This is a genomic window from Amycolatopsis sp. NPDC049688 (genome assembly GCF_040674975.1).
In the GTDB taxonomy this organism is placed as follows: domain Bacteria; phylum Actinomycetota; class Actinomycetes; order Mycobacteriales; family Pseudonocardiaceae; genus Amycolatopsis.
Window position 1 is genome coordinate 488,131 of sequence record NZ_JBFANY010000002.1, and the last position, 21,395, is coordinate 509,525.

The 21,395-nt window shown below is 70.1% G+C and carries 17 protein-coding genes and 2 tRNA genes; 15 read left to right on the plus strand and 4 right to left on the minus strand.

Features of this window, described 5'->3' with window-relative positions:
* The first annotated feature begins 367 nt into the window (after positions 1 to 367).
* The 8 genes from dnaN (at position 368) to AB0J55_RS08265 (ending at position 9,864) form a co-directional block, all read left to right on the plus strand.
* A complete protein-coding gene (gene dnaN / locus AB0J55_RS08230; protein ID WP_364244548.1) occupies positions 368 to 1,501 on the plus strand; it encodes a DNA polymerase III subunit beta in 1,134 nt (377 codons plus the stop codon).
* A gap of 31 nt (positions 1,502 to 1,532) precedes the next feature.
* A complete protein-coding gene (gnd, locus tag AB0J55_RS08235) occupies positions 1,533 to 2,423 on the plus strand; it encodes a phosphogluconate dehydrogenase (NAD(+)-dependent, decarboxylating) (protein ID WP_364244551.1) in 891 nt (296 codons plus the stop codon).
* 10 nt (positions 2,424 to 2,433) lie between these two features.
* The gene (gene recF / locus AB0J55_RS08240; protein ID WP_364244554.1) at positions 2,434 to 3,588 is read left to right on the plus strand and encodes a DNA replication/repair protein RecF; all 1,155 of its coding nucleotides are present in this window, start codon (positions 2,434 to 2,436) and stop codon (positions 3,586 to 3,588) included.
* A 208-nt stretch (positions 3,589 to 3,796) separates the two neighbouring features.
* Positions 3,797 to 4,300, plus strand: a complete 504-nt coding sequence (locus tag AB0J55_RS08245) for a DciA family protein (RefSeq protein ID WP_364245962.1) — start codon at positions 3,797 to 3,799, stop codon at positions 4,298 to 4,300.
* A 197-nt stretch (positions 4,301 to 4,497) separates the two neighbouring features.
* Positions 4,498 to 6,465: a DNA topoisomerase (ATP-hydrolyzing) subunit B gene (gene gyrB / locus AB0J55_RS08250; protein WP_364244557.1), complete on the plus strand. Its 1,968-nt coding sequence runs from the start codon at positions 4,498 to 4,500 to the stop codon at positions 6,463 to 6,465.
* 50 nt (positions 6,466 to 6,515) lie between these two features.
* Entirely contained in the window at positions 6,516 to 9,062 is a 2,547-nt protein-coding gene (gene gyrA, locus AB0J55_RS08255) for a DNA gyrase subunit A (RefSeq protein ID WP_364244560.1), read from the plus strand.
* A 49-nt stretch (positions 9,063 to 9,111) separates the two neighbouring features.
* On the plus strand, positions 9,112 to 9,741 hold the full coding sequence (locus AB0J55_RS08260; protein WP_364244563.1) for a DUF3566 domain-containing protein: 630 nt from the start codon (positions 9,112 to 9,114) through the stop codon (positions 9,739 to 9,741).
* Positions 9,742 to 9,790: 49 nt separating this feature from the next.
* A tRNA-Ile gene (locus tag AB0J55_RS08265) sits at positions 9,791 to 9,864 on the plus strand.
* Positions 9,865 to 9,922: 58 nt separating this feature from the next.
* Here AB0J55_RS08265 and AB0J55_RS08270 read toward each other — a convergent pair.
* Together AB0J55_RS08270 and AB0J55_RS08275 are read right to left on the minus strand one after the other, a co-directional pair.
* On the minus strand, positions 9,923 to 10,795 hold the full coding sequence (locus AB0J55_RS08270; protein WP_364244566.1) for a helix-turn-helix domain-containing protein: 873 nt from the start codon (positions 10,793 to 10,795) through the stop codon (positions 9,923 to 9,925).
* Positions 10,796 to 10,814: 19 nt separating this feature from the next.
* Entirely contained in the window at positions 10,815 to 11,618 is an 804-nt protein-coding gene (locus AB0J55_RS08275) for an SDR family oxidoreductase (protein WP_364244569.1), read from the minus strand.
* A gap of 250 nt (positions 11,619 to 11,868) precedes the next feature.
* Between AB0J55_RS08275 and AB0J55_RS08280 the strand changes: the two genes are divergently transcribed.
* From AB0J55_RS08280 to AB0J55_RS08300, 5 genes are all read left to right on the plus strand, one after another.
* A complete protein-coding gene (locus AB0J55_RS08280) occupies positions 11,869 to 12,723 on the plus strand; it encodes a hypothetical protein (RefSeq protein ID WP_364244571.1) in 855 nt (284 codons plus the stop codon).
* Between the two features lie 277 nt (positions 12,724 to 13,000).
* Complete coding sequence (locus AB0J55_RS08285; protein ID WP_003100602.1) at positions 13,001 to 13,168, plus strand: DLW-39 family protein; 168 nt, start codon at positions 13,001 to 13,003, stop codon at positions 13,166 to 13,168.
* A gap of 32 nt (positions 13,169 to 13,200) precedes the next feature.
* Positions 13,201 to 13,273 (plus strand) — tRNA-Ala (locus AB0J55_RS08290).
* 57 nt (positions 13,274 to 13,330) lie between these two features.
* Positions 13,331 to 14,257 carry an ATP-binding cassette domain-containing protein gene (locus AB0J55_RS08295; protein WP_364244573.1) on the plus strand — a complete coding sequence of 309 codons (927 nt, stop codon included), beginning with the start codon at positions 13,331 to 13,333 and terminating at the stop codon, positions 14,255 to 14,257.
* A complete protein-coding gene (locus AB0J55_RS08300) occupies positions 14,254 to 14,991 on the plus strand; it encodes an ABC transporter permease (protein ID WP_364244576.1) in 738 nt (245 codons plus the stop codon). The genes AB0J55_RS08295 and AB0J55_RS08300 overlap by 4 nt, the downstream gene beginning before the upstream one ends.
* On the opposite strand, the gene AB0J55_RS08305 is transcribed toward AB0J55_RS08300, so the two are convergent.
* Entirely contained in the window at positions 14,975 to 18,061 is a 3,087-nt protein-coding gene (locus AB0J55_RS08305) for a BTAD domain-containing putative transcriptional regulator (RefSeq protein ID WP_364244579.1), read from the minus strand. The two genes, AB0J55_RS08300 and AB0J55_RS08305, sit on opposite strands and share 17 nt — an antisense overlap.
* Before the next feature lie 101 nt (positions 18,062 to 18,162).
* Between AB0J55_RS08305 and AB0J55_RS08310 the strand changes: the two genes are divergently transcribed.
* Both AB0J55_RS08310 and lipB read left to right on the plus strand, forming a co-directional pair.
* A complete protein-coding gene (locus tag AB0J55_RS08310) occupies positions 18,163 to 19,386 on the plus strand; it encodes a cytochrome P450 (protein ID WP_364244581.1) in 1,224 nt (407 codons plus the stop codon).
* 4 nt (positions 19,387 to 19,390) lie between these two features.
* Complete coding sequence (gene lipB, locus AB0J55_RS08315) at positions 19,391 to 20,026, plus strand: lipoyl(octanoyl) transferase LipB (RefSeq protein WP_364244583.1); 636 nt, start codon at positions 19,391 to 19,393, stop codon at positions 20,024 to 20,026.
* Here the strand turns inward: lipB and AB0J55_RS08320 are convergent.
* Positions 20,010 to 21,395 carry an alpha/beta fold hydrolase gene (locus AB0J55_RS08320; protein ID WP_364244586.1) on the minus strand — a complete coding sequence of 462 codons (1,386 nt, stop codon included), beginning with the start codon at positions 21,393 to 21,395 and terminating at the stop codon, positions 20,010 to 20,012. The two genes, lipB and AB0J55_RS08320, sit on opposite strands and share 17 nt — an antisense overlap.

Below are 21,395 nucleotides of genomic sequence, written 5' to 3' on the forward strand. Positions count from 1 at the left end.
CCGCCACCACGGTTACCCACACGCCCGCAAGCCGTCCGACCTGCGCGAACGAGCTCGATCCACACAATCCACACCGCTTACTACTGCTACTGCCTTTAGATCTCTTCCTAGAGAGAAAAAGATAAAAACAGGCGGCGGACGAAGTTGGGGACAGCCGCGAGAACGAGTCGTCATGTCGACAAAGTCAAGGGGAGGCCGAGGTGACGGCGGCGCCCGTGACGGCCTAACGTGGACGCCTGCACCCGGTCCGCGCTCCGGCCGCTCACGCGGAGGGCGGACCCGGCCGGAGGGGGCCGCCGGTCCCCGTCTTGGAGAACGAGGCCTGGCCCGAGCCCGCAGTGGGCTCGACCGTCGAAAGGATGCGCGCATGAAGATCCGCGTCGAGCGTGACGGGCTCGCCGACGCCGTCGCGTGGGTGGCCAGAAGCCTCCCCTCCCGGCCGCCCGTGCCGGTGCTGGGCGGTGTCCTCCTCGACGCCGGCTCGGACGGCGACACCGACGCGCTGACGGTCTCCGGCTTCGACTACGAGGTCTCCGCCACGGTGGGGGTCCCGGCGACGATCGCCGACGGCGGCCGACTCCTCGTCTCCGGGCGGCTCCTGGCCGACATCACCAAGGCGCTGCCCGCGCAGCCGGTCGAGATCTCCGTCGACGGCGCCCGCGCCACCATCACGTGCGGCAGCGCGCGGTTCTCCCTGCCGACCATGCCGGTCGAGGACTACCCGCAGCTGCCGTCCCAGCCCGCCTTCGCGGGCGAGCTCGCCGGCGACGCGTTCGGCCAGGCCGTCACCCAGGTCGTCGTCGCCGCGGGCAAGGACGACACGCTCCCGATGCTCACCGGCATGCGGCTGGAGATCTCCGGCAGCTCGCTGACCCTGGTCGCGACGGACCGGTTCCGGCTCGCCATGCGCGAGTTCACCTGGCAGCCGGCCGAGGGCCTGGCCGACGCCGCGGTGCTCGTCCCGGCGCGCACCCTCGCCGAAGCGGCCAAGACGCTCGGCGCGTCCGGTGCCACCATCCGCCTCGCCCTCGCCAGCGGGGAGGGCCTGCTCGGCCTGTCCGGTTCCGGGCGCTACACGACGACCCGCCTGCTCGACGCGGAGTTCCCGCCGTACCGGCAGCTGCTCCCGGCGTCGCACACCTCGCGCGCGGTGATCGAAGTCTCCGCGCTCACCGAGTCCATCAAGCGCGTTTCGCTGGTGGCCGAGCGGGGGACTCAGGTACGACTGGAGTTCGGGGACAACACGCTGCGGTTGTCCGCGGGCGGCGACGACGAAGGCAGCGCCGAAGAGGAGCTGCAGGTCGAGTACGAAGGTGAGCCGGTGACCATCGCGTTCAACCCGGGTTACCTCGTCGACGGCCTGGGCGCCCTCCACAGCGACCGGGCGGAGCTCACGTTCACCACGCCGAACCGTCCCGCGCTCATCAAGCCCGCCGACGCCGAGGGCAACGTCGTCCCCGGTTACCTCTACCTCCTGATGCCGGTCCGCCTGCCGGGCTGACCGGCTTTCGTTAGTACGTAAGGGGATCTCGATGGTTCAGCTCGGTCTGATCGGCCTGGGCAAGATGGGCTTCAACATGCGTGAGCGGCTGCGCGCGGCCGGTCACGAGGTGGTCGGCTACGACCGCAACCCGGACGTCAGCGACACGACGTCGCTCGAAGACCTGGTGTCCAAACTGGACGGCCCGCGGATCGTCTGGATCATGGTCCCGGCCGGCGAGCCGACCCGGCAGACGGTCACCGAGCTGAGCAACCTGCTCGCCGGCGGCGACATGGTGATCGACGGCGGCAACTCGAAGTACACCGACGACAAGCTGAACGCCGAGCTGCTGGCGGCGAAGAACATCGGCTACGTCGACTGCGGCGTGTCCGGTGGCGTGTGGGGCAAGGAGAACGGTTACGGCCTGATGGTCGGCGGCGCGGCCGCCGACGTCGAGAAGGCGATGCCGATCTTCGACGCGCTGCGGCCGGAAGGCCCGCGCGAGGAAGGCTTCTCGCACGCGGGCGACGTCGGCGCCGGGCACTACGCGAAGATGATCCACAACGGCATCGAGTACGGCATGATGCAGGCCTTCGCCGAAGGCTTCGAGCTGCTCGAGGCCGCGAAGGTCGTCAAGGACGTGCCCGCGGTGATCAAGGGCTGGCAGCGCGGCACGGTCGTCCGGTCCTGGCTGCTCGACCTGCTCGTGCGCGCGCTCGACGAGGACCCGGAGCTCGACGACCTCGAGGGTTACGTCGAGGACTCCGGCGAAGGCCGGTGGACGCTCGAAGAGGCGATCAACAACGCGGTGCCGGCGCCGGTCATCTCGGCCGCGCTGTTCGCGCGGTTCGCTTCGCGGCAGGAGCACTCGGCCGCGATGCGCGCGGTCGCCGCGCTGCGCAACCAGTTCGGCGGGCACGCCGTGAAGAAGGTCGGCGGATAAGGAGCAGCTGGTGTATCTGCGACACCTGCAGGTCACCGACTTCCGCTCCTGGCCGCAGGCCGATCTCGCCCTCGAACCGGGGCCGACCGTGCTGGTCGGCCAGAACGGCCGCGGCAAGACCAACCTGCTGGAGGCGATCGGCTACGTCGCGACGCTGGGTTCCCACCGCGTCGCGACGGACGCGCCGCTGATCCGGCACGGCTGCGAGCGTGCGCTGGTGCGCGTCGCGGTGGTCAACGACGACCGCGAGCTGACGGTCGAGCTGGAGATCACCGCGGGGCGGGCGAACCGCGCCCGGGTCAACCGCGGCGCGGTCGGCCGGCCGCGTGACGTGCTCGGGATCCTGCGCACGGTGCTGTTCTCCCCGGAGGACCTCGCGCTCGTCCGGGGCGACCCGGGCGAGCGAAGACGGTTCCTCGACGAGCTGCTGGTGCTGCGCGCTCCGCGGTACGCCGGGGTCCGGGCGGACTACGAGAAGGTGCTGAAGCAGCGGAACGCCCTGCTCAAGACGGCGGGGAAACGGCGTACGGGACGTGAAGACCCGTACGCGCTGTCGACGCTCGAGGTCTGGGACGACCACCTGTCGGTGGCGGGCGCGGAGCTGCTGGCCGCGCGCCTGAACCTCGTCGCGGACCTGGCGCCGTACGCGGCTTCGGCGTACATGGGGGTCGCGCCCGACTCGCGTCCGGCGAAGATCGCCTACCGGTCGTCGCTGGGTGCGGCGCTGCCCGAGACGTACGGCGTACCGGATGGCGAACGGGCGCAACCGGCGGTTCTCAAGGACGTCTTACTCAAGGCGCTGGGTGAGGCCAGGAAGGCCGAACTCGAGCGCGGGATCAGCCTGGTCGGCCCGCACCGGGACGAGCTGGAGCTGATCCTGGGCCAAGCGCCGGCCAAGGGCTACGCGAGCCACGGCGAGTCGTGGTCGTTCGCGCTGGCGCTGCGGCTCGGCAGCTACGAGCTGCTGCGCGAGGAGGCGGGCGAGCCGGTGCTGCTGCTCGACGACGTGTTCGCCGAGCTGGACCGCAAGCGCCGGGCCCGGCTGGCCGAGGTGGCCGCGAGCGCCGAACAGGTGCTGGTGACCGCCGCGGTCGACGAAGACGTGCCCGGGGAGCTGGCCGGGCACCGGTTCGTGGTGGCGGACGGTGAGATCACGCGTGGCTGAGCAGAGCAACCGGGCACGGCGGGTGACGGGCGCCACAAACCGCACCCGATCTGGGGACAAACCTGTGGACAGTGTGGATAACACGGTGAATGAGTTATCGCTGCCCGTGACCCTGCGGCCGGATGGGTGGCAGAAAACGCCGGCCGACCGGCCTGAATCGCCGGCCGGTACGGAACGTGACGGCGACGCTGGGCCGAACGAGGCTCCGCTGACCGGCCGCGATCTCGCGCACGCCGCCCTCGAGGCCGCGAAGGCGAAGGCCAAGGAGCGGGGTACCTCGCCCGGGCGGCGCCGCCCCGCGATCGGCGGCGGGCAGAACCCCCGGCGTCGCCGCTGGTCGGGGCCGGGCGCGGACCCGCGCGACCCGCAGCCACTCGGCCGGCTCGTGTCCCGGCTGGTCAGCGACCGCGGCTGGAACGAGAGCGTCACGAGCGCCCGCGTCTTCGCCCAGTGGGCGCGGCTGGTCGGCGAAGACGTCGCCGAGCACGCGCAGCCGGTCGCGCTCAAGGACGGCGAGCTGACCGTCCGCGCCAGCTCGACGGCGTGGGCCACCCAGCTCCGGTTGCTGCAGGGAAAGCTGCTGGCCAAGATCGCGGCGGGGGTCGGCAACGGCGTCGTCAAGCGGATGCGGATCCAGGGCCCGACCGCCCCGAGCTGGCGGAAAGGGCCCCGGCACGTGCCGGGGCGCGGCCCCCGTGACACGTACGGCTGACCCGGGTTGCGCGATGCTCCGTTGAGTGGGCCGAGAACGCATCCAGACCTCCCGAGATACGTCAAGACTCGGCTCGAACCGATTTCGTCCGTCTGTGACGCGTTCAGGGGTGTCCTTGCCGCATGTCAGCGGACGCGGCCAAGTACACTGGAGGAGAGCGAGCGTCCGCTCGGGCGAGACGAGGAGAAACAACGCCGGTGACCGAGAACAAGAGCGAGTACAACGCGTCGTCGATCACGGTGCTCGAAGGCCTCGAAGCGGTCCGCAAGCGCCCCGGCATGTACATCGGTTCCACCGGTGAACGCGGGCTGCACCACCTCGTCCAGGAGGTCGTCGACAACTCCGTCGACGAGGCGATGGCGGGGTACGCCACCAAGGTCGAGGTTACCCTCCTCGCCGACGGCGGGGTGCGCGTCGTCGACGACGGCCGCGGCATCCCGGTCGACATGCACCCCAAGGAGCAGAAGCCGACCCTCGAGGTCGTGCTCACCGTGCTGCACGCGGGCGGCAAGTTCGACAGCGACTCCTACGCGGTGTCCGGCGGCCTGCACGGCGTCGGCGTCTCGGTGGTGAACGCGCTCTCGAAGAAGCTGCTCGCCGAGGTCAAGTACGGCGGCCGCAGCTGGCGCCAGGAGTACACCGACCAGGTCCCCGGCCCGCTCGAGGACCTCGGCCCGGCGAGCGAGACCGGCACCACGATCACGTTCTGGGCCGACGGCGACATCTTCGAGACCACGACGTACAACTTCGAGACCATCTCGCGCCGGCTTCAGGAGATGGCGTTCCTGAACAAGGGGCTGACGCTGTCCCTGCGCGACGAGCGCGTCGCCGACGAAGAGGCCGAAGCGGACGCCGAGGGCAAGGTCGCGCGGGTCAAGGAGAAGACCTACTGCTACCCGGGCGGGCTCGAGGACTTCGTCAAGCACATCAACGGCAGCAAGGACCCGATCCACCCCAGCGTCATCTCCTTCGACGCCAAGGGCACCGGCCTCGAGGTCGAGGTCGCGATGCAGTGGAACACCGGGTTCACGCCGTCGGTGTACACGTTCGCCAACACGATCAACACGCACGAGGGCGGCACCCACGAAGAGGGCTTCCGCGCCGCGCTGACCCGCGTCGTCAACTCCTACGCGCGCGACAAGAAGCTGCTCAAGGAGAAGGACGCCAACCTGACCGGCGACGACGTGCGCGAGGGCCTCGCCGCGATCGTCTCGATCAAGCTGGCGGAGCCCCAGTTCGAGGGCCAGACCAAGACCAAGCTGGGCAACAGCGAGGCCAAGACGTTCGTGCAGCAGACGTCGAACGAGTGGCTGGCCGACTGGTTCGAGCGCAACCCGACCGAGGCGAAGACGATCATCAACAAGTCGATCTCCTCGGCGCAGGCCCGGATGGCCGCGCGCAAGGCGCGTGACCTGGTCCGCCGCAAGGGTGCGCTGGAGATCGGCGGCCTGCCCGGCAAGCTGAAGGACTGCCGGTCGACCAACCCGGCGGAGTGCGAGCTCTACATCGTCGAGGGTGACTCGGCCGGCGGCTCGGCCAAGGAGGGCCGGGACTCGATGTACCAGGCGATCCTGCCGATCCGCGGCAAGATCATCAACGTCGAGAAGGCCCGCATCGACCGCGTCCTCAAGAACACCGAGGTCCAGTCGCTGATCACCGCGCTCGGCACCGGCATCCACGACGAGTTCGACATCGCGAAGCTGCGCTACCACAAGATCGTGCTGATGGCGGACGCCGACGTCGACGGCCAGCACATCACCACGCTGCTGCTCACCCTGCTGTTCCGGTTCATGACGCCGCTGATCGAGCACGGCCACGTCTTCCTCTCGCGGCCGCCGCTGTACAAGATCAAGTGGCCGCGGGCCGAGCCGGAGTACGCCTACTCCGACCGCGAGCGCGACGCCGTCATCCAGGCGGGCGTCGAGGCCGGCAAGCGGCTCCCGAAGGACGACGCGATCCAGCGCTACAAGGGTCTCGGCGAGATGAACGCCGAGGAGCTGTGGGAGACCACGATGGACCCGGCCAACCGGCTGCTGGGCCAGGTCACCCTCGACGACGCCGCCCAGGCCGACGAGCTGTTCTCGGTCCTGATGGGCGAGGACGTCGAGGCCCGCCGCTCGTTCATCACGCGCAACGCCAAGGACGTGCGCTTCCTGGACGTGTAGGCGTCCCTCGCTCTTCGCCCCCTTAGGCCTCCGCACCCGAGAAGGACTCCATGACGGAAACTCTGCCGCCGGCTCCGGACCACGACCGGATCGAACCGGTCGACATCCAGCAGGAGATGCAGCGCTCCTACATCGACTACGCGATGAGCGTCATCGTGTCGCGCGCGCTGCCGGACGTCCGGGACGGGCTCAAGCCGGTGCACCGGCGGGTCCTGTACTCGATGTTCGACTCCGGGTTCCGGCCGGACCGCGGGTACAACAAGTGCTCGCGCGTCGTCGGCGACGTCATGGGCAACTACCACCCGCACGGTGACTCGGCGATCTACGACGCCCTGGTGCGGCTCGCCCAGCCGTGGTCGATGCGGTACCCGCTGATCGACGGCCAGGGCAACTTCGGCTCGCCGGGCAACGACCCCGCGGCCGCCATGCGGTACACCGAGTCCCGGCTCGCGCCGCTGGCCATGCAGATGCTGGCCGACATCGAAGAAGACACCGTCGACTTCTCGGACAACTACGACGGCCGGACGCAGGAGCCCGACGTCCTGCCGTCGCGGTTCCCGAACCTGCTGGTCAACGGCGGTTCCGGGATCGCGGTCGGGATGGCGACGAACATCCCGCCGCACAACCTGCGCGAGGTCTCCGAGGGCGTCGTCTGGGCGCTGGAGAACCCCGAGGCGACCGACGACGAGCTGCTGGCCGCCCTGCTGGTCCGGATCAAGGGCCCGGACTTCCCGACGAAGGCGATGATCCTCGGCACGTCCGGCATCGAGGACGCCTACCGCACCGGCCGCGGCTCGGTCCGGATGCGCGCGGTCGTCGAGGTCGAAGAGGACGCGAAGGGCCGCACGATCCTGGTCGTGTCCGAGCTGCCGTACCAGGTCAACCCGGACAACCTGGTCGAGAACATCGCGAACCTGGTCCGCGACGGCAAGCTCACCGGCATCGCCGACATCGCCGACGAGTCCAACAGCCGCTCCGGCATGCGGATCGTGATCACGATCAAGCGGGACGCGGTCGCGAAGGTCGTGCTGAACAACCTGTTCAAGCACACCCAGCTGCAGCAGAACTTCGGCGTCAACATGCTGGCCCTGGTCGACGGCGTGCCGCGCACGCTGCGGCTCGACCAGATCATCCGCCACTACGTGAAGCACCAGGTCGACGTCATCGTCCGGCGGACGAAGTTCCGCCTGAAGAAGGCCGAAGAGCGGGCCCACATCCTGCGCGGGTACGTCAAGGCGCTGGACATGCTCGACGAGGTCATCGCCCTCATCCGGCGGTCGCCCTCGGCGGACGAAGCCCGGCCGGCCCTGATGGAGCTGCTGGACGTCGACGAGATCCAGGCCACCGCGATCCTCGACATGCAGCTGCGCCGCCTGGCCGCCCTGGAGCGCCAGCGGATCATCGACCAGCTGGCCGAGATCGAGCTCGAGATCGCCGACCTGAAGGACATCCTCGACAAGCCGGAGCGGCAGCGCGCGCTGATCCGCGACGAGCTGATGGCGATCGTCGAGAAGTACGGCGACGACCGGCGCACCCAGATCGTCGGCTTCGGCGGCGACGTCACCGACGAAGAGCTGATCGCGGTCGAGGACGTCGTCGTCACGATCACCCGCACGGGGTACGCCAAGCGGACGAAAACGGATCTGTACCGGTCCCAGAAGCGCGGCGGCAAGGGCGTGCAGGGCGCGACGCTGAAGCAGGACGACATCGTCCAGCACTTCTTCGTCTGCTCGACGCACGACTGGATCCTGTTCTTCACGAACAAGGGCCGGGTGTACCGGACGAAGGCGTACGAGCTGCCGGAGGCCAACCGCAACGCGCGCGGCCAGCACGTGGCGAACCTGATGGCGTTCCAGCCGGACGAGCAGATCGCCCAGGTCATCGAGATCAAGAACTACGAGGTCGCGCCGTACCTGGTGCTCGCCACCAAGCGCGGCCTGGTGAAGAAGACCAAGCTCACGGACTTCGACTCCAACCGCTCGGGCGGCCTGATCGCGATCAACCTGCGCGAGGGCGACGAGCTGGTCGGCGCGGTGCTGGCGGCGGCCGAGGACGACCTGCTGCTGGTGTCGGCGGAGGGCCAGTCGATCCGCTTCCACGCGACGGACGAGGCCCTGCGCCCGATGGGCCGCCCGACGTCCGGCGTGATGGGCATGCGCTTCAACGACGGCGACGAGCTGCTCGGCATCAGCGTGGTCAAGGAGGGCAAGTTCCTGCTGGTCGCGACCGACGGCGGGTACGCCAAGCGCACGGCGATCGAGGACTACCCGGTCCAGGGCCGCGGCGGCAAGGGCGTGCTCACCATTCAGCACGACCGCAAACGTGGCAGGCTGGTGGGTGCGCTCATCGTCGACGCCGAGGACGAGCTGTACGCGATCACCTCGAGCGGCGGCGTGATCCGCACGCCGGCGGGCGACGTCCGCAAGGCCGGGCGGCAGACGAAGGGGGTCAGGCTGATGAATCTCGGCGAAGGCACCACTCTTCTCGCGGTCGCACGCAACGCGGACGAGCCCTCGGACGTCGCCAATGGTGAAGCGCCCGAGGACGCTCCGGCTCCGGAAGCACCTGAAACGGGTGAAGAGACAACGGCGCAGTAAGTTCGGCTACGGACAGCGCCCCCACGGCACGGGTAAGGACTGACTCTTCGTGACACCATCCGAGAATCCCGAGGCAGCGGGTTCGAACGGAACGCCGGCGAGCCCGCCCTGGCAGCGGGTAGACAAGGAAGGCGACGCCGAAGCGACGGTCAAGCTGGCCACGGAGGAGGTGCAGCCCGCCCCCGCGGTGGTGACGGGCAGCGCCGCCCCCCGCCTGTTCGGAGCCTCGGACAACCCACCCCCGGCCGGCGACGTCCCCCCGGCATCGACGCAGCGAGCCCGCCCGAGCGCGCTGCGCCGCCCGGGCCGCGGCCCGCGCCGCGCGTCCCTGCAGGTGAAGCGGTTCGACCCGTGGTCGGTGCTGAAGCTGTCCCTGGTACTGGGCGTGGCGATGTTCTTCGTCTGGCTGGTGGCGGTCGGCGTCCTGTACACGGTGCTCGACGGCATGGGCGTGTGGGACAAGCTGAACGGAACGTACTCGTCCCTGGTCGGCGGCGAAGGCGCGAACGCGTCCTCGGAGCCGCTGATCAGCGCGGGCCGCGTGTTCGGCATCGCGGCGATCCTGGGAGCGATCAACATCGTCCTGGTGTCGGCCCTGGCGACGGTGAGCGCGTTCATCTACAACGTGTCGGCGGACCTCGCGGGAGGCCTGGAGGTCACCCTGTCGGAACGGGAGTGACCCGGTTGCAGGGCCCCTTCGGGGGTCCTGTAAAGTTCTCCTCGTTCAAGGGCCTATAGCTCAGGCGGTTAGAGCGCTTCGCTGATAACGAAGAGGTCCCAGGTTCAAGTCCTGGTAGGCCCACTCGAACAAAAGCCCGGTTCGCGATGTGCGAACCGGGCTTTTGCGCGATCTACCCGGTTCAGGACGGTCTCGGCTGAGCCTTCTCCTGGCCGGCCGCCCACGACGCCAACAGCGCCAGGCCGTCCGCCGCCGCCGTGCCGGTGGGTGCGGTGTAGACGTTGAGGAGCAGGCCGGGTTCGGCGGGCAGCTCCATCGACTCGACGTCCAGGTCGAGTCGGCCCACCACCGGGTGGTGCAGGCGCTTGCGTCCGGACCGGTGGAGCCGGACGTCGTGGGAGGCCCACCGCTGGCGGAAAAGTTCACTGCGGGTCGACAACTCACCGACCAGGGCGATCAGCGCCTCGTCGTGCGGATTGCGGCCGGCTTCCATGCGGAGCTTCGCGGCCACGTCGGCGGCGATCCGGTCGTAGTCGACGAAGAACGTTTCTGCCGCTTCAGGATCCAGGTACACGAACCGCGCGGTGTTCGCCGGCCGTCGTGTGTCGGCCAGCACCGGTGAATAGAGCGCGCGGGCAAGGTGGTTCGTGGCCAGGACGTCGTAACGACCGTTGCAAATCCACGCCGGCGCATCGGTGATGGCGTCGAGCACCTGCTGGAGCGCCGGACGCACGGCCGCGGCGGGTCGCCGCCGGCGTGGAACTCCGGACTGCCGCGCGAGGTGGAACAGGTGATCGCGCTCGGCCTCGTCGAGCTGCAAGGCGGCGGCCAACGCGTCGAGCACCCCGTCGGAGGTGCCGGCGAGGCTGCCGCGCTCCATCCGCACGTAGTAGTCGACCGATACGCCGGCCAGGAGAGCCACCTCTTCGCGACGCAGCCCCTTGACTCGGCGATTGCCACCGTAGGCGGGCAGTCCGGCCTGCTCGGGCGTGATCCGCGCACGACGTGAGCTCAGGAATTCCTTGATTTCGGTGCGCAGATCGATTGTGGTCACCTCGTCACCGTAGTTCCTGCTAGGTACCTGTCGCCGTCGTGGCGATGCCCCCGTCGACCGGGATGATGGCGCCCGTGAGGTAGGACCCGCCCCGGCCGGCGAGGAACACGGCGACCCCGGCCATGTCGTCGTCACGGCCGAGCCGGCGCAGCGGAGCCTTCGCCGCGATCGTGTCACCGACGGCCTCGAGCGTGGCCGCCATCATGTGCGACGGGAACGGTCCTGGGGCCACCGCGTTCACCGTGATGTGCTGGGGGCCCAGTTCCCTGGCCAGCACCCGGGTGAGCTGGTGGAGTCCCGCTTTGCTGCCGGCGTAGGAGTAGTTGGGCGACTCGGCGACGTGGATGGCGGCGATGCTGCCGATGTTGATGATCCGCGCGGGATCATCGGCGGTCCCCGCCCGGCGAAGGGCGGGCAGCAGGGCTTGCACCAGCCAGAACGGCGACTTGAGGTTGAGGTCGATCACTTCGTCCCACGCCTCGTCCGGGAACGTCTCCAGCGGCTCGCGCCACATCGCGCCTGCGTTGTTGACGAGGATGTCCAGGCGTTCCGAGCCGGCCATGACGAGATCGGCGAGGCGCCGGCACTCGTCGTGCCGGGACAGGTCGGCGGGGATTGCGTCGACGTCGCCGAATTCGGACAGCAGCTGCTGCGCCTCGGCGCATGTGTCTGCCTTGCGTGAGCTGATGACGACCCGGGCGCCCGCCTGCAGAAGGCCGCGCGCGATCATCATGCCGATGCCTTTGGTGCCGCCCGTGACGAGTGCGGATTTCCCGCTCAGATCGAAAAGATCTGCGTGAGCAGTGAATTGTTTTTCCGTCATTCGAACAGGCTGACAGGCGTGCTGGACGTCCGGGAGATCCTGGCGATCCAGGTACTGCGAGGGCCACCCTTGCCGGTCGTATTTGTCCCTCTGCTCGCCGTACCTGTAACAGGACTGCCCTGCTGGACGTCAGTAGGGCCAAAGTCGAGGCGGGTGGGAGACGATGGATCCTCTTGGCGAACGGCCGAGCCCCCCAGCGCACAGGACACGAACGCGCCGGATCGGTTGTCTTGTGGTTATCGGTTCTGCCTTGCTGTTCTTGATCACGATTTTTTGGTCGTCGCCGCGCGGCTACGAGGGGGCGCCGCCGACGGTGGGATCCCCTCGTCCCACGTCCGAAGAGCCCACCGCGTCGCTGGATACCCGAGATCCGATAACTCCCCCGCGGAGTCCCGACCCAGGGGTACCCCAGTCGCCGCCGCCTGCGGATCCCGCGCTGGCGACTTTCGTAAAGGAATGCATCCACAAGCCCGGTGGGGCGCCGGGCGACGCTTCGGCGTGGCGGACCGGACAGGTCGACTACCCCAAGACGCTGGAGCTGAAAGTCGGTACTTCCGGTGTTTATGTCGCCGCTGTCGACGTGCGTGACCAGCCGGCTCCCCCTACGGAGGTCATTCCTGCGCCTTCTGCGGTCGGAACCCGGATCGCGGTCCGTTGCGTCTTGAATGCCCGCCTGTCCGGCGACGGAACGCTGACCGTGGATCCCGATGATTGGACCGCAAGACAATTCAACCCGGTGGGCGTCCTGAACTGGTCGTGGCGTGTCACCGCCGACGAGACCGGTGATCACGATCTCGTCTTGGCGCTGCAGCCGGCTGTCATCGCCGAGGACAGCGGTGAGGTGATCGCCATCGGGGACAAGTCGCGGGAGACGAGCACGTTCATCACCAAGGTCAGCGTGAGCGGCTCGGTACCGCAGCAGCTGGGAACGTGGTGGAAGCAGAACTGGCCCGCGATCTCGCTGGTCGGCGGTGGGATAGCCGGGGTGATCCTGGCTTCGATCCTCTGGGGCCGGAAGGTCGTCGTGGGCATTCGCGATTTGTTGAAGGCACGGGCCCCGGATACAGGTCAGCCCTGCCGGGAAGAGAAAGGCCGGCAGGGCTGAGCAGGTACGGTCGGCGCGCCGCACGGTCGCCTCTCGGCGAGTGGCTCATCGCGGCTCCAGCCTGACGGAACTCCGCGAAGGCGATGGGGTGAGGCCCGGGGGACACGGTGGGCACACCGACCAGTCAGTACAACGAGACCACTCGACCCGGTATTTCCCGGCCCGTGTGACGTGCGTTACCAGTGGTTCCACGTGGAACCACGACTGCCTGCCACCAGCTCCACCCCGGTGCAGTAACATCGCGGGGTAAGGGAAGCAAGCTGAGAAGGGGGCTTCGGTGAAGAAGCTGCTGGCACTCGCGGTCATCGCGGGCGGCGTCCTGTTCGTCGTCAAGCGCAACAAGGCGGCCAAGGCCGAAGCCGACCTCTGGCGTGAGGCGACCGCTCCGGTTCCTTCGACCAACGGCACCACCCCCGCCAAGCCGGCGGGCGCTTCCCACAACTGATCTCCTGCGCGGGCGGTGCGCCGCCCGCGTCCGGGGCTGTAGCTCAATTGGTAGAGCACCGCCTTTGCAAGGCGGGGGTCAGGGGTTCGATTCCCCTCAGCTCCACACCGAAGTCAGACCCGTGTCAGGTCGGTGTCAGGCCTTCCCTCGAAGGTCCTTCCCATGACAGACCTGGCGATCAAGGCCTCCGGACTGCGGAAGGCCTACCAAGACAAAACCGTCCTCGACGGGGTGGGCCTCGAGGTCGAAGCGGGCACCATCTTCTCCCTGCTCGGCCCCAACGGCGCCGGCAAGACCACCACCGTCAACATCCTCAGCACGCTGATCAAGGCCGACGCCGGCAGCGTCCGCGTGGCCGGGCACGACCTGACCACCCAGGCCAAGGCCGTGCGGGCCGCCATCGGGGTCACCGGGCAGTTCGCCGCCGTTGACGAGCTGCTCACCGGGCAGGAAAACCTGCAGCTCATGGTTGACCTCAGCAAGCAAGCCAACAAAAAATCCGTGGGCGACCTGCTGGAACGCTTCGAACTCACCGAGGCCGCCAAGAAGCCCGCCTCCACCTACTCCGGGGGCATGCGCCGGAAGCTCGACCTCGCCATGACGCTCGTCGGCAACCCGCGGATCATCTTCCTCGACGAGCCGACGACCGGACTCGACCCGCGTAGCCGGCGGACCATGTGGACGATCATCCGCGACCTCGTCGCCGACGGGGTCACCATCTTCCTCACCACCCAGTACCTCGAGGAAGCCGACCAGCTCGCCGACCGCATCGCCGTGCTCGACCAGGGGCGGCTCGTGGCCGAGGGCACCGCCGCTGAACTCAAGCGCCGGATTCCCGGCACCCACGTCCGGCTCCGGTTCGCCACCGACGGCGAGCTCGACGCCGCCGCGCGGATCCTGCCCGGGTCCACAAAGGAGGATGATTTCCTCCGCGTTCCCAGCGATGGTGGCACGAAATCCCTCCGCTCCCTTTTGGACAGACTCGACGAGTACGCGCTCAGCGCCGGCGAGTTCTCCGTCCACACCCCCGATCTCGACGACGTCTTCCTCGCCCTGACGGGCCACGCCACGGAGGTTTCCGCGAAATGAACTCAATCGTGATGCTGCGCCGCAACTTCAAGCACATCGCCCGGAATCCGGTCTCCGTCTTCAACGCCGTCCTGATGCCGATCGTCGTCATGCTGATGTTCGTCTACATGTTCGGTGACGCGTTCAGCGTCGGCGTGGACTACGTCGACTACGCGACGCCGGGGCTCATGCTGCTGGCCGTCTGCTACGGGCTCGGTGCCACCGCCACCGCCGTCAACTCCGACATGACCAAGGGCATCATCAACCGCTTCAAGGTCATGGACGTCTCCCGCGGCGCCGTGCTGACCGGGCACGTCGTCGCCAGCGTGCTGACCAACCTGGTCGCCATCGCGGCCCTGCTCGGCGTCGCCTTCCTGCTGGGGTTCAGCCCGTCGGCCGGCTTCCTCGACTGGCTCGGCGCGGCCGGCCTCGTCGTCCTCCTCGGGTTCGCGACCGGCTGGCTGACGATCGCGCTGGGCCTGGCCGCGAAGACCCCGGAAACCGCGGGGCTGGCGTCGGTGCCGCTGGTCATGCTGCCGTTCTTCAGCAGCGCGATCGTGCCTGCCGACAAGATGGGCCCCGGCCTCAAGCAGTTCGCCGAGTACCAGCCGTTCACGCCGATCATCGAGACCCTGCGCGGCCTGCTCAACGGGTCGCCGGCCACCGGCACGCTGCTCGCCGCGCTCGGCTGGTGCGCCGGGATCGCCGTCGTCGGCTACCTGTGGGCCTCGTCGACCTTCAAGAAGCGAGCGTGACGTCGGCCAGCTCGCGCCAGCTCGCCGCCGCCCCCTCCCGCGTCGCCTCGGTGAACTTCGTGTCGCCGAGGCGACGTCGGGTGGTCTCTTCGATCCGGGTCACGTCCGGTTGCGAACGGTCCGCCAGGCCTCGGACGCCCGCGCTCGCCCCGAGCAGCCGGGCGGCCTGGGCGTCCTGGTCCGTGCGTGACGCCCAGTCCGCCAGCCCGACCAGGCCGCGCGCGATCGTGAGCGGGTGTCCCGTTTCGGCCGCCGCGGCCAGCGCCGCCGCGCGGTGGGCGCGGGCTTCGCCGAGGTCCTCGGCCAGGTAGCCGAGCAGGTCCTCGGCCACCGCCCGGATGGTCGCCCGCTGCGCGTCCTCGCCCAGCATCTCCGTGGCGACGGCGAGCTGGTGACGTGCCTGCGCCGCGTCGCCGCGCCAGCGCGCGAGTTCCGCCTTGGCCAGCGCCAGCTCGGCCTGGGCGTCCGGCCAGGCGACGCGTTCGGCGCGCTGCTGCGCTTCGGCCAACGCCGCCGCGCTGGCCTCCTCGTCGCCCATCAGCCAGTACAGCTGCGCCTGCCGGGATCGCATGCGCACGACGTCCTCGATGGCGCCGACCTCGGTCACCACCTCGATCGCCTGCTCGTAGTACTCGCACGCGCCGTCGAACTCGCCACGCGCGGCGATGCGGTCCGCCAGCTCGGTCAGCGCGAAGGAAATGCCCCACCGCTCGCCGAGCGCGCGGAACTCGGCGACCGCCGTTTCGAGGAGCGCGTCCGCCTCCTGGCCGCCGTGGCCGAGCTGGATGCGCATCTTGCCCAGCTGCAGCCGGGCCACCGCGCGCACCCACGGGTCTTCGTCGGCGAGCAGCGGTTCGAACGCCGACAGGGCCGCCTCCGGTCCGTGCAGCAGCCGTTCCAGCGGTTCGGCGAACCGCAACGCCAGCTGTGGCTTTTCGACCCGGCGGGCGATGTCGTGCGCCTTGCGGATCCACTCCTCGGCGCGGAACTCGTCGCTCTGCTGGCCGGACGCCACGAACTGGACGACGAACGCGTAGACGACGCCGCGGATCTCGTCCGGGACCTCGCCGGGGACGGCGGTGGCCGCCAGGACCAGCTCGTTGCCTTCGGTGCGGTGCCCGCCGAGCCACCAGTACCAGCCGGCGGCCGCGGCGAGCCGCATCGACGCCTCGGCCTCGCCTGCCGCGAGTGCGCCGCGCATCGCCGCGGTGATGTTCTCGTGCTCGGCTTCGAGCGTCGCGAGCCAGCTCAGCTGCGCCGCACGGCGCAGGTGCGGCTCCGCGGTTTCGGCGAGCTCGGTGAAGAACTCGAGGTGCGCGCGGCGGGCGAGGTCCGCCTCGCCCGCCTCCGCGAGCCGCTGCCGCGCGTACTCCTTGATCGTGCCGAGCATCCGGTAGCGCTCGCCGACGATGACGACCAGCGACTTCTCGGTCAACGAGGTCAGCAGGTCGAGCACGTCGCCGCCGCCGCAGACCCGCTCGGCCGCTTCCAGGCTCGCGCCGCCGGAGAACACCGAAAGCCGGCGCAGCACGACGCGTTCGGCGTCGGACAGCAGCTCCCAGCTCCAGTCGATCACCGCGCGCAACGTCCGGTGGCGGGGGAGCGCGGTGCGGCTGCCGCCGGTGAGCAGGCGGAACCGGTCGTCGAGCCGGTGGGCGAGCTGGTCGAGCGACATCGTGCGCAGGCGGGCCGCGGCGAGTTCGATGGCCAGCGGCATCCCGTCCAGCGCGCGGCAGACGCGGGCCAGCGTGCGGGCGTCCGCCGTGAGGTCCTTGCGCACCGCGCCGGCCCGGTCCCGCAGCAGCCGGACGGCGGGCGCGGCCTCGATTTCGGCGGGGTCGGCGTCTTCCGCGGGCAGGACCAGCGGCGCGACCTGCCACAGCGCCTCGCCGGTGATGCCGAGCGGTTCCCGGCTCGTCGCGAGGATCCGCAGCCCGCGGCACTCCCCGAGCACGCGGTGCGCGAACGCGGCCGCGGCCTCGATGACGTGCTCGCAGTTGTCCAGGACCAGCAGCATCGAACGCTCGCGCAGCGCGGCGACGACCCGGTCCGTCGGCTCGGCGTCCGGTGCTTCGCCGACGAGCGAGTCACGTAGCTTGAGCGCGCCGAGCGTCGCCTGGGCGACGTCGTCGTCGGTGCCGATCGCCGCGAGTTCGACCAGCCACGCGCCGTCCGGGAAGTCGCCGAGCAGCGTGCGCGCGGTTTCCGTGGCCTGCCGGGTCTTCCCCGAGCCGCCCGGCCCGATCAGGGTGGTGAGCCGGTGCCCGGCGACGAGCTCGCGGACCGCGGCGAGGTCGTCGTCCTTGCCGACGTAGCTGGTGAGCTCCTCGCGCAGGTTGGTCTTCCGGGTCTCCTCGCGCCGGCCGAGCTCGCCGCGCAGCAGCGCGACGTGCACTTCGGCCAGTTCCGGTGACGGGTCGACGCCGAGGGAGTCGGCCAGGGTTTCCCGCGTGCGCTCGTAGACGAGCAGCGCCTCGGTGTCGCGGCCGCTCGCGACGAGGGCCCGCATCAACGCGGCGACGAGCCGTTCCCGCATCGGGTTCGCGGCCACCAGGTCGGTCAGCTCGGGGACGAGCTCCGCGCCGGCCTCGCCGTCGAACCGGTCTTCCAGTGCGGCGAGCCGCAACCCTTCGAGCCGGGTGACGGCGGCGCCGAAGGCCGCGCTTTCCGGCAGTTCGACGTCCTGCAAGGCCGGCCCGCGCCAGAGGGCGAGGGCCTCGCGCAGCCGCCGCGGATCGCCGTCCGTGCGGGCCTGGCCGACGAGCCGTTCGAACCGCACGGCGTCGACGTCGTCCGGAGCCACCACCAGCCGGTAGCCGGTCGGCCGGCTGTCGACCGCCCCCTCCGGCAGCGCCTTCCTCAGCCGGGAAACCAGGCGCTGCAAGGCGTTCGGCGCTTCGGCGGGCGGGTGCTCGCCCCAGATCCAGTCGACGAGCGTCCCCTTCGGGACCACCTGGCCCGGTTCGAGCGCGAGGGCGACCAGCAGTCCCCGCAGGCGGGCGCCCGGCACCTCGGCGAGGGCGCCATCGTCCGTGCGCACTTCGAAGGGCCCCAGGATCCCGATCTGCACCCGGCCGATCTTGCCACGGACGGTGGTGTCCGACGCGTGTCAGGCCCGTGTCAGCCCGCCCGGCGATCGTCATCGGCACAGCCACCACGAAAGGAAATCCGATGAGCCAGACGGTCGACGTCCCGCACGGACTCCCCATGGACCGCGACGCGGGCCCCTTCGACCCGCCGAGCGCGCTCACCCGGCTGCGCGACGCTCGTCCGGTCAGCCCGCTGGTGTTCCCCGACGGCCACGAGGGCTGGCTCGTCACCGGCTACGAAGAGGTCCGGCAGATGATGGCGGACACGCGGTTCAGCTCGCGCCTGGACCTCGACGTCATCCACGTGCCGTACGAGACCGGCATGCCGGCCGCGACCGAGCCGTCGCCGCAGATCCCGGGCATGTTCATCGCGATGGACCCGCCGGACCACAGCCGGCTGCGCCGCAAGCTCACCGGCGCCTTCACGGTCAAGCGGATGAAGCAGCTGGAGGAGCACATCGCCGAAGTCGTCGAGCGGCAGCTGGACCACCTGGCGCGGCTGGCTCCGCCGGTCGACCTGGTCAAGGAGTTCGCGCTCCCGGTGCCGTCGCTGGTGATCTGCGAACTGCTCGGGGTGCCCTACGCCGACCGCGGCACGTTCCAGGCCGACTCGGCGCAGTTCATGGTCCGCGAGCAGACGCTCGAGGAGAAGATGGGCGCGTACATCGCGCTGAACACCTACCTCACCGAGCTGGTCACGAACAAGCGCGCGGAGCCGGGCGAGGACATCCTCTCCGACCTGGCCCGCCACGACGACCTGACGATCGAGGAGCTCACCGGCGCCGCGTTCCTGCTGCTGCTCGCGGGCCACGAGACGACGGCGAACATGCTGTCCCTGGGCACGTTCGCGCTGCTGGAGCACCCGGAGCAGGCCGCCGAGCTGCGCGCGGACGCGGAACTGCTGCCCGGCGCGGTGGAGGAGCTGCTGCGCTACCTGTCGGTGGCCGACATCTTCTTCCGCTACGCGACCGAGGACCTCGAGCTCGGCGGGGAAACCATCACCAAGGGCTCGACGGTCGTCGTGTCGCTGCTGGCCGCCAACCACGACCCGCGGCGCTTCGAGAACCCGGACACGCTCGACATCCACCGCAACGCCCGCGGCCTGCTCTCGTTCGGCCACGGCGTCCACCAGTGCCTGGGCCAGCAACTGGCCCGCATCGAGATGCGCGCCGGCTTCGGCGGCCTGCTGCGCCGGTTCCCGGACCTGGCGCTCGCGGTGCCGGCCGGGGAGGTGAAGCTGCGGACGGACATGAACATCTACGGGGTCCACGAGCTGCCGGTCACCTGGACGCCAGGCGTAGCTTGAAACCGTGGCATGGCCGATGAAGCGGGTCGACCTCGGTGAGGTCGGATACCACCAAGCTCTCGCCGACATGAACAGCTGGGTGGCGGAGCGTCAGCAGGGCCTGGCCGAGGACCGCCTGTTCCTGCTGAGCCACCCGCCGATCGTCACCTACGGGCCGCGCACCAAGCCCGCAGACCTCCCGGTCGACCTGCCCGCCGTGCAGGTCGACCGGGGTGGGTTCGCCACCTACCACGGGCCCGGGCAGCTCGTCGGCTACCTCGTCGTCGACGTCAAGGCGCGCGGTCCCGTCGACATCGTGCGGTGGCTGGAAAACGGCCTGGTGAACGCCCTCGCGGGCCTCGGGTTTCCGGCTACCCGGCGTGACACGCCGAAGGGGGCCTCCAGCCTCGCCGGTGTCTGGACGCCGGACCACCGGAAAGTCGCTTCGATCGGCATGCGGATCCGCCGGGGCGTCACCAGCCACGGCTTCGCGCTCAACGTCGACCCGGACATGGCGGCCTTCCACCGCTTCACCGCCTGCGGGCTCGCCGACGTCACCATGGTGTCCCTCGCCGAGCTCGCCGTCGAACAACGGCGGGAGACACCCTCCGATGCCGAGGTGCGGGACGCGGTCTTCGCCGCTCTCACCGCAGGAAGCTGAGCACCGCGTCCCGGCCCGCGTGGCCGCGTTCCCGGTTCTGGATCGAGTGCGATTCGCCCGGCACGATCACCAGAGAGCCGCGCGGGGCCCGGGCCGCCTCCTCCCGCGCCCACTCCATCGGCGTCGACAGGTCGCGGTCGCCGTTGAGCAGCAGCACCGGGACGTCCGGGAGCGGGCCGGCGGGGTTCGAGCCCGGGCGTTCCGCCGGCCACGGCAGGCAGCTCTGGATGAACCCCTGCTGCGTCGCCACTCCTGTCGTGTACGGCCAAGTCGCCGACGCCGGCAGCGTGTGGGCCGTCAGCGACAGCAACGGCTGCCGGAGTACCGCCGGCGTTGCCGCGGAGCCCCACGGGAAGCGCTGGTCGGCGCACAGTGTCGCCGCGTGGAGGCCGGCGCTGAACGATGCCGGGTCGTCGCCGCCCGATTTGTAGGCCTCCAGCAGGGCGTTCAGGCGGGCTGGGGCGCCGCCGCGGGCTTCGTGGAGGGCGCCGATGATGTCGCCTGCTTCCGGGTTGCGGTACGTCGGGTCCAGGAATTCGTACGACACCACCGTGTCGAAGATCCGGACGCCGTCCGCCGTGCTGCGGTGGCGGACCACCCACGCCAGGTCCTCGGCCGGGTCGTAGCCGCAGGCCGGGGCCACCGCGCAGGCCGCGCGCAGGACGCGAGCCTCCGCCGTCAAGCCGGTCAGGTACAGCGAAGCCGACGCCGTCGCGTGGTGCGGCAGCACCGAATCGAGGATCACCTTGCTGACGTGGTCCGGATGCGCGATCGCGTAGCGCGCCGCCGTGAAGGAGCCGTACGAGACGCCGTCGACCACCAGCTTCGGGACGCCCAAAGCCTGCCGCAGCCGGTCGAAGTCGGCGACGGTCTGGTCGGTCGAATACAGCGGTGCCGTCCGGCCGAGGATGGCCGCGCACTCCCGGACCGCGTCGGGTGACGGCGTGGCGATGTCCGAACTGCCCATCTGCGCCTGCAGGCCCGGGCACTGCAGCGCCCCCGACGGCCCGGTACCGCGCTGGTCGAGCATGACGATCCGGTAGTCCTTCGCGACCTCCGGCAGCCGCTGCTTCGCGATGCGCGTGATCGTGCCGACGCCGCCCTGGCCCGGGCCGCCGGTGAGGAACAGCAGCACGCCCTTGGGCGCGGACACGTTGTCCGCCGTCGCCACCGGGAGGCCGATCGTGCCCGGCACGCGGCCGGTGTGGTCGAGCGGGACGGTCAGGATCGAGCACGTGAAGCCCGGCTGGCCCGGGCACGGGTGCGGGTCCGCCAGCTTCGGCCGTCCCCCGGGAGCTGCGTCGGCCACCCCGCCGAGGGCAGCGGTCAGCGCCAGGACCAGCCCGGCGGTCAGGATTTTCGAACGCAT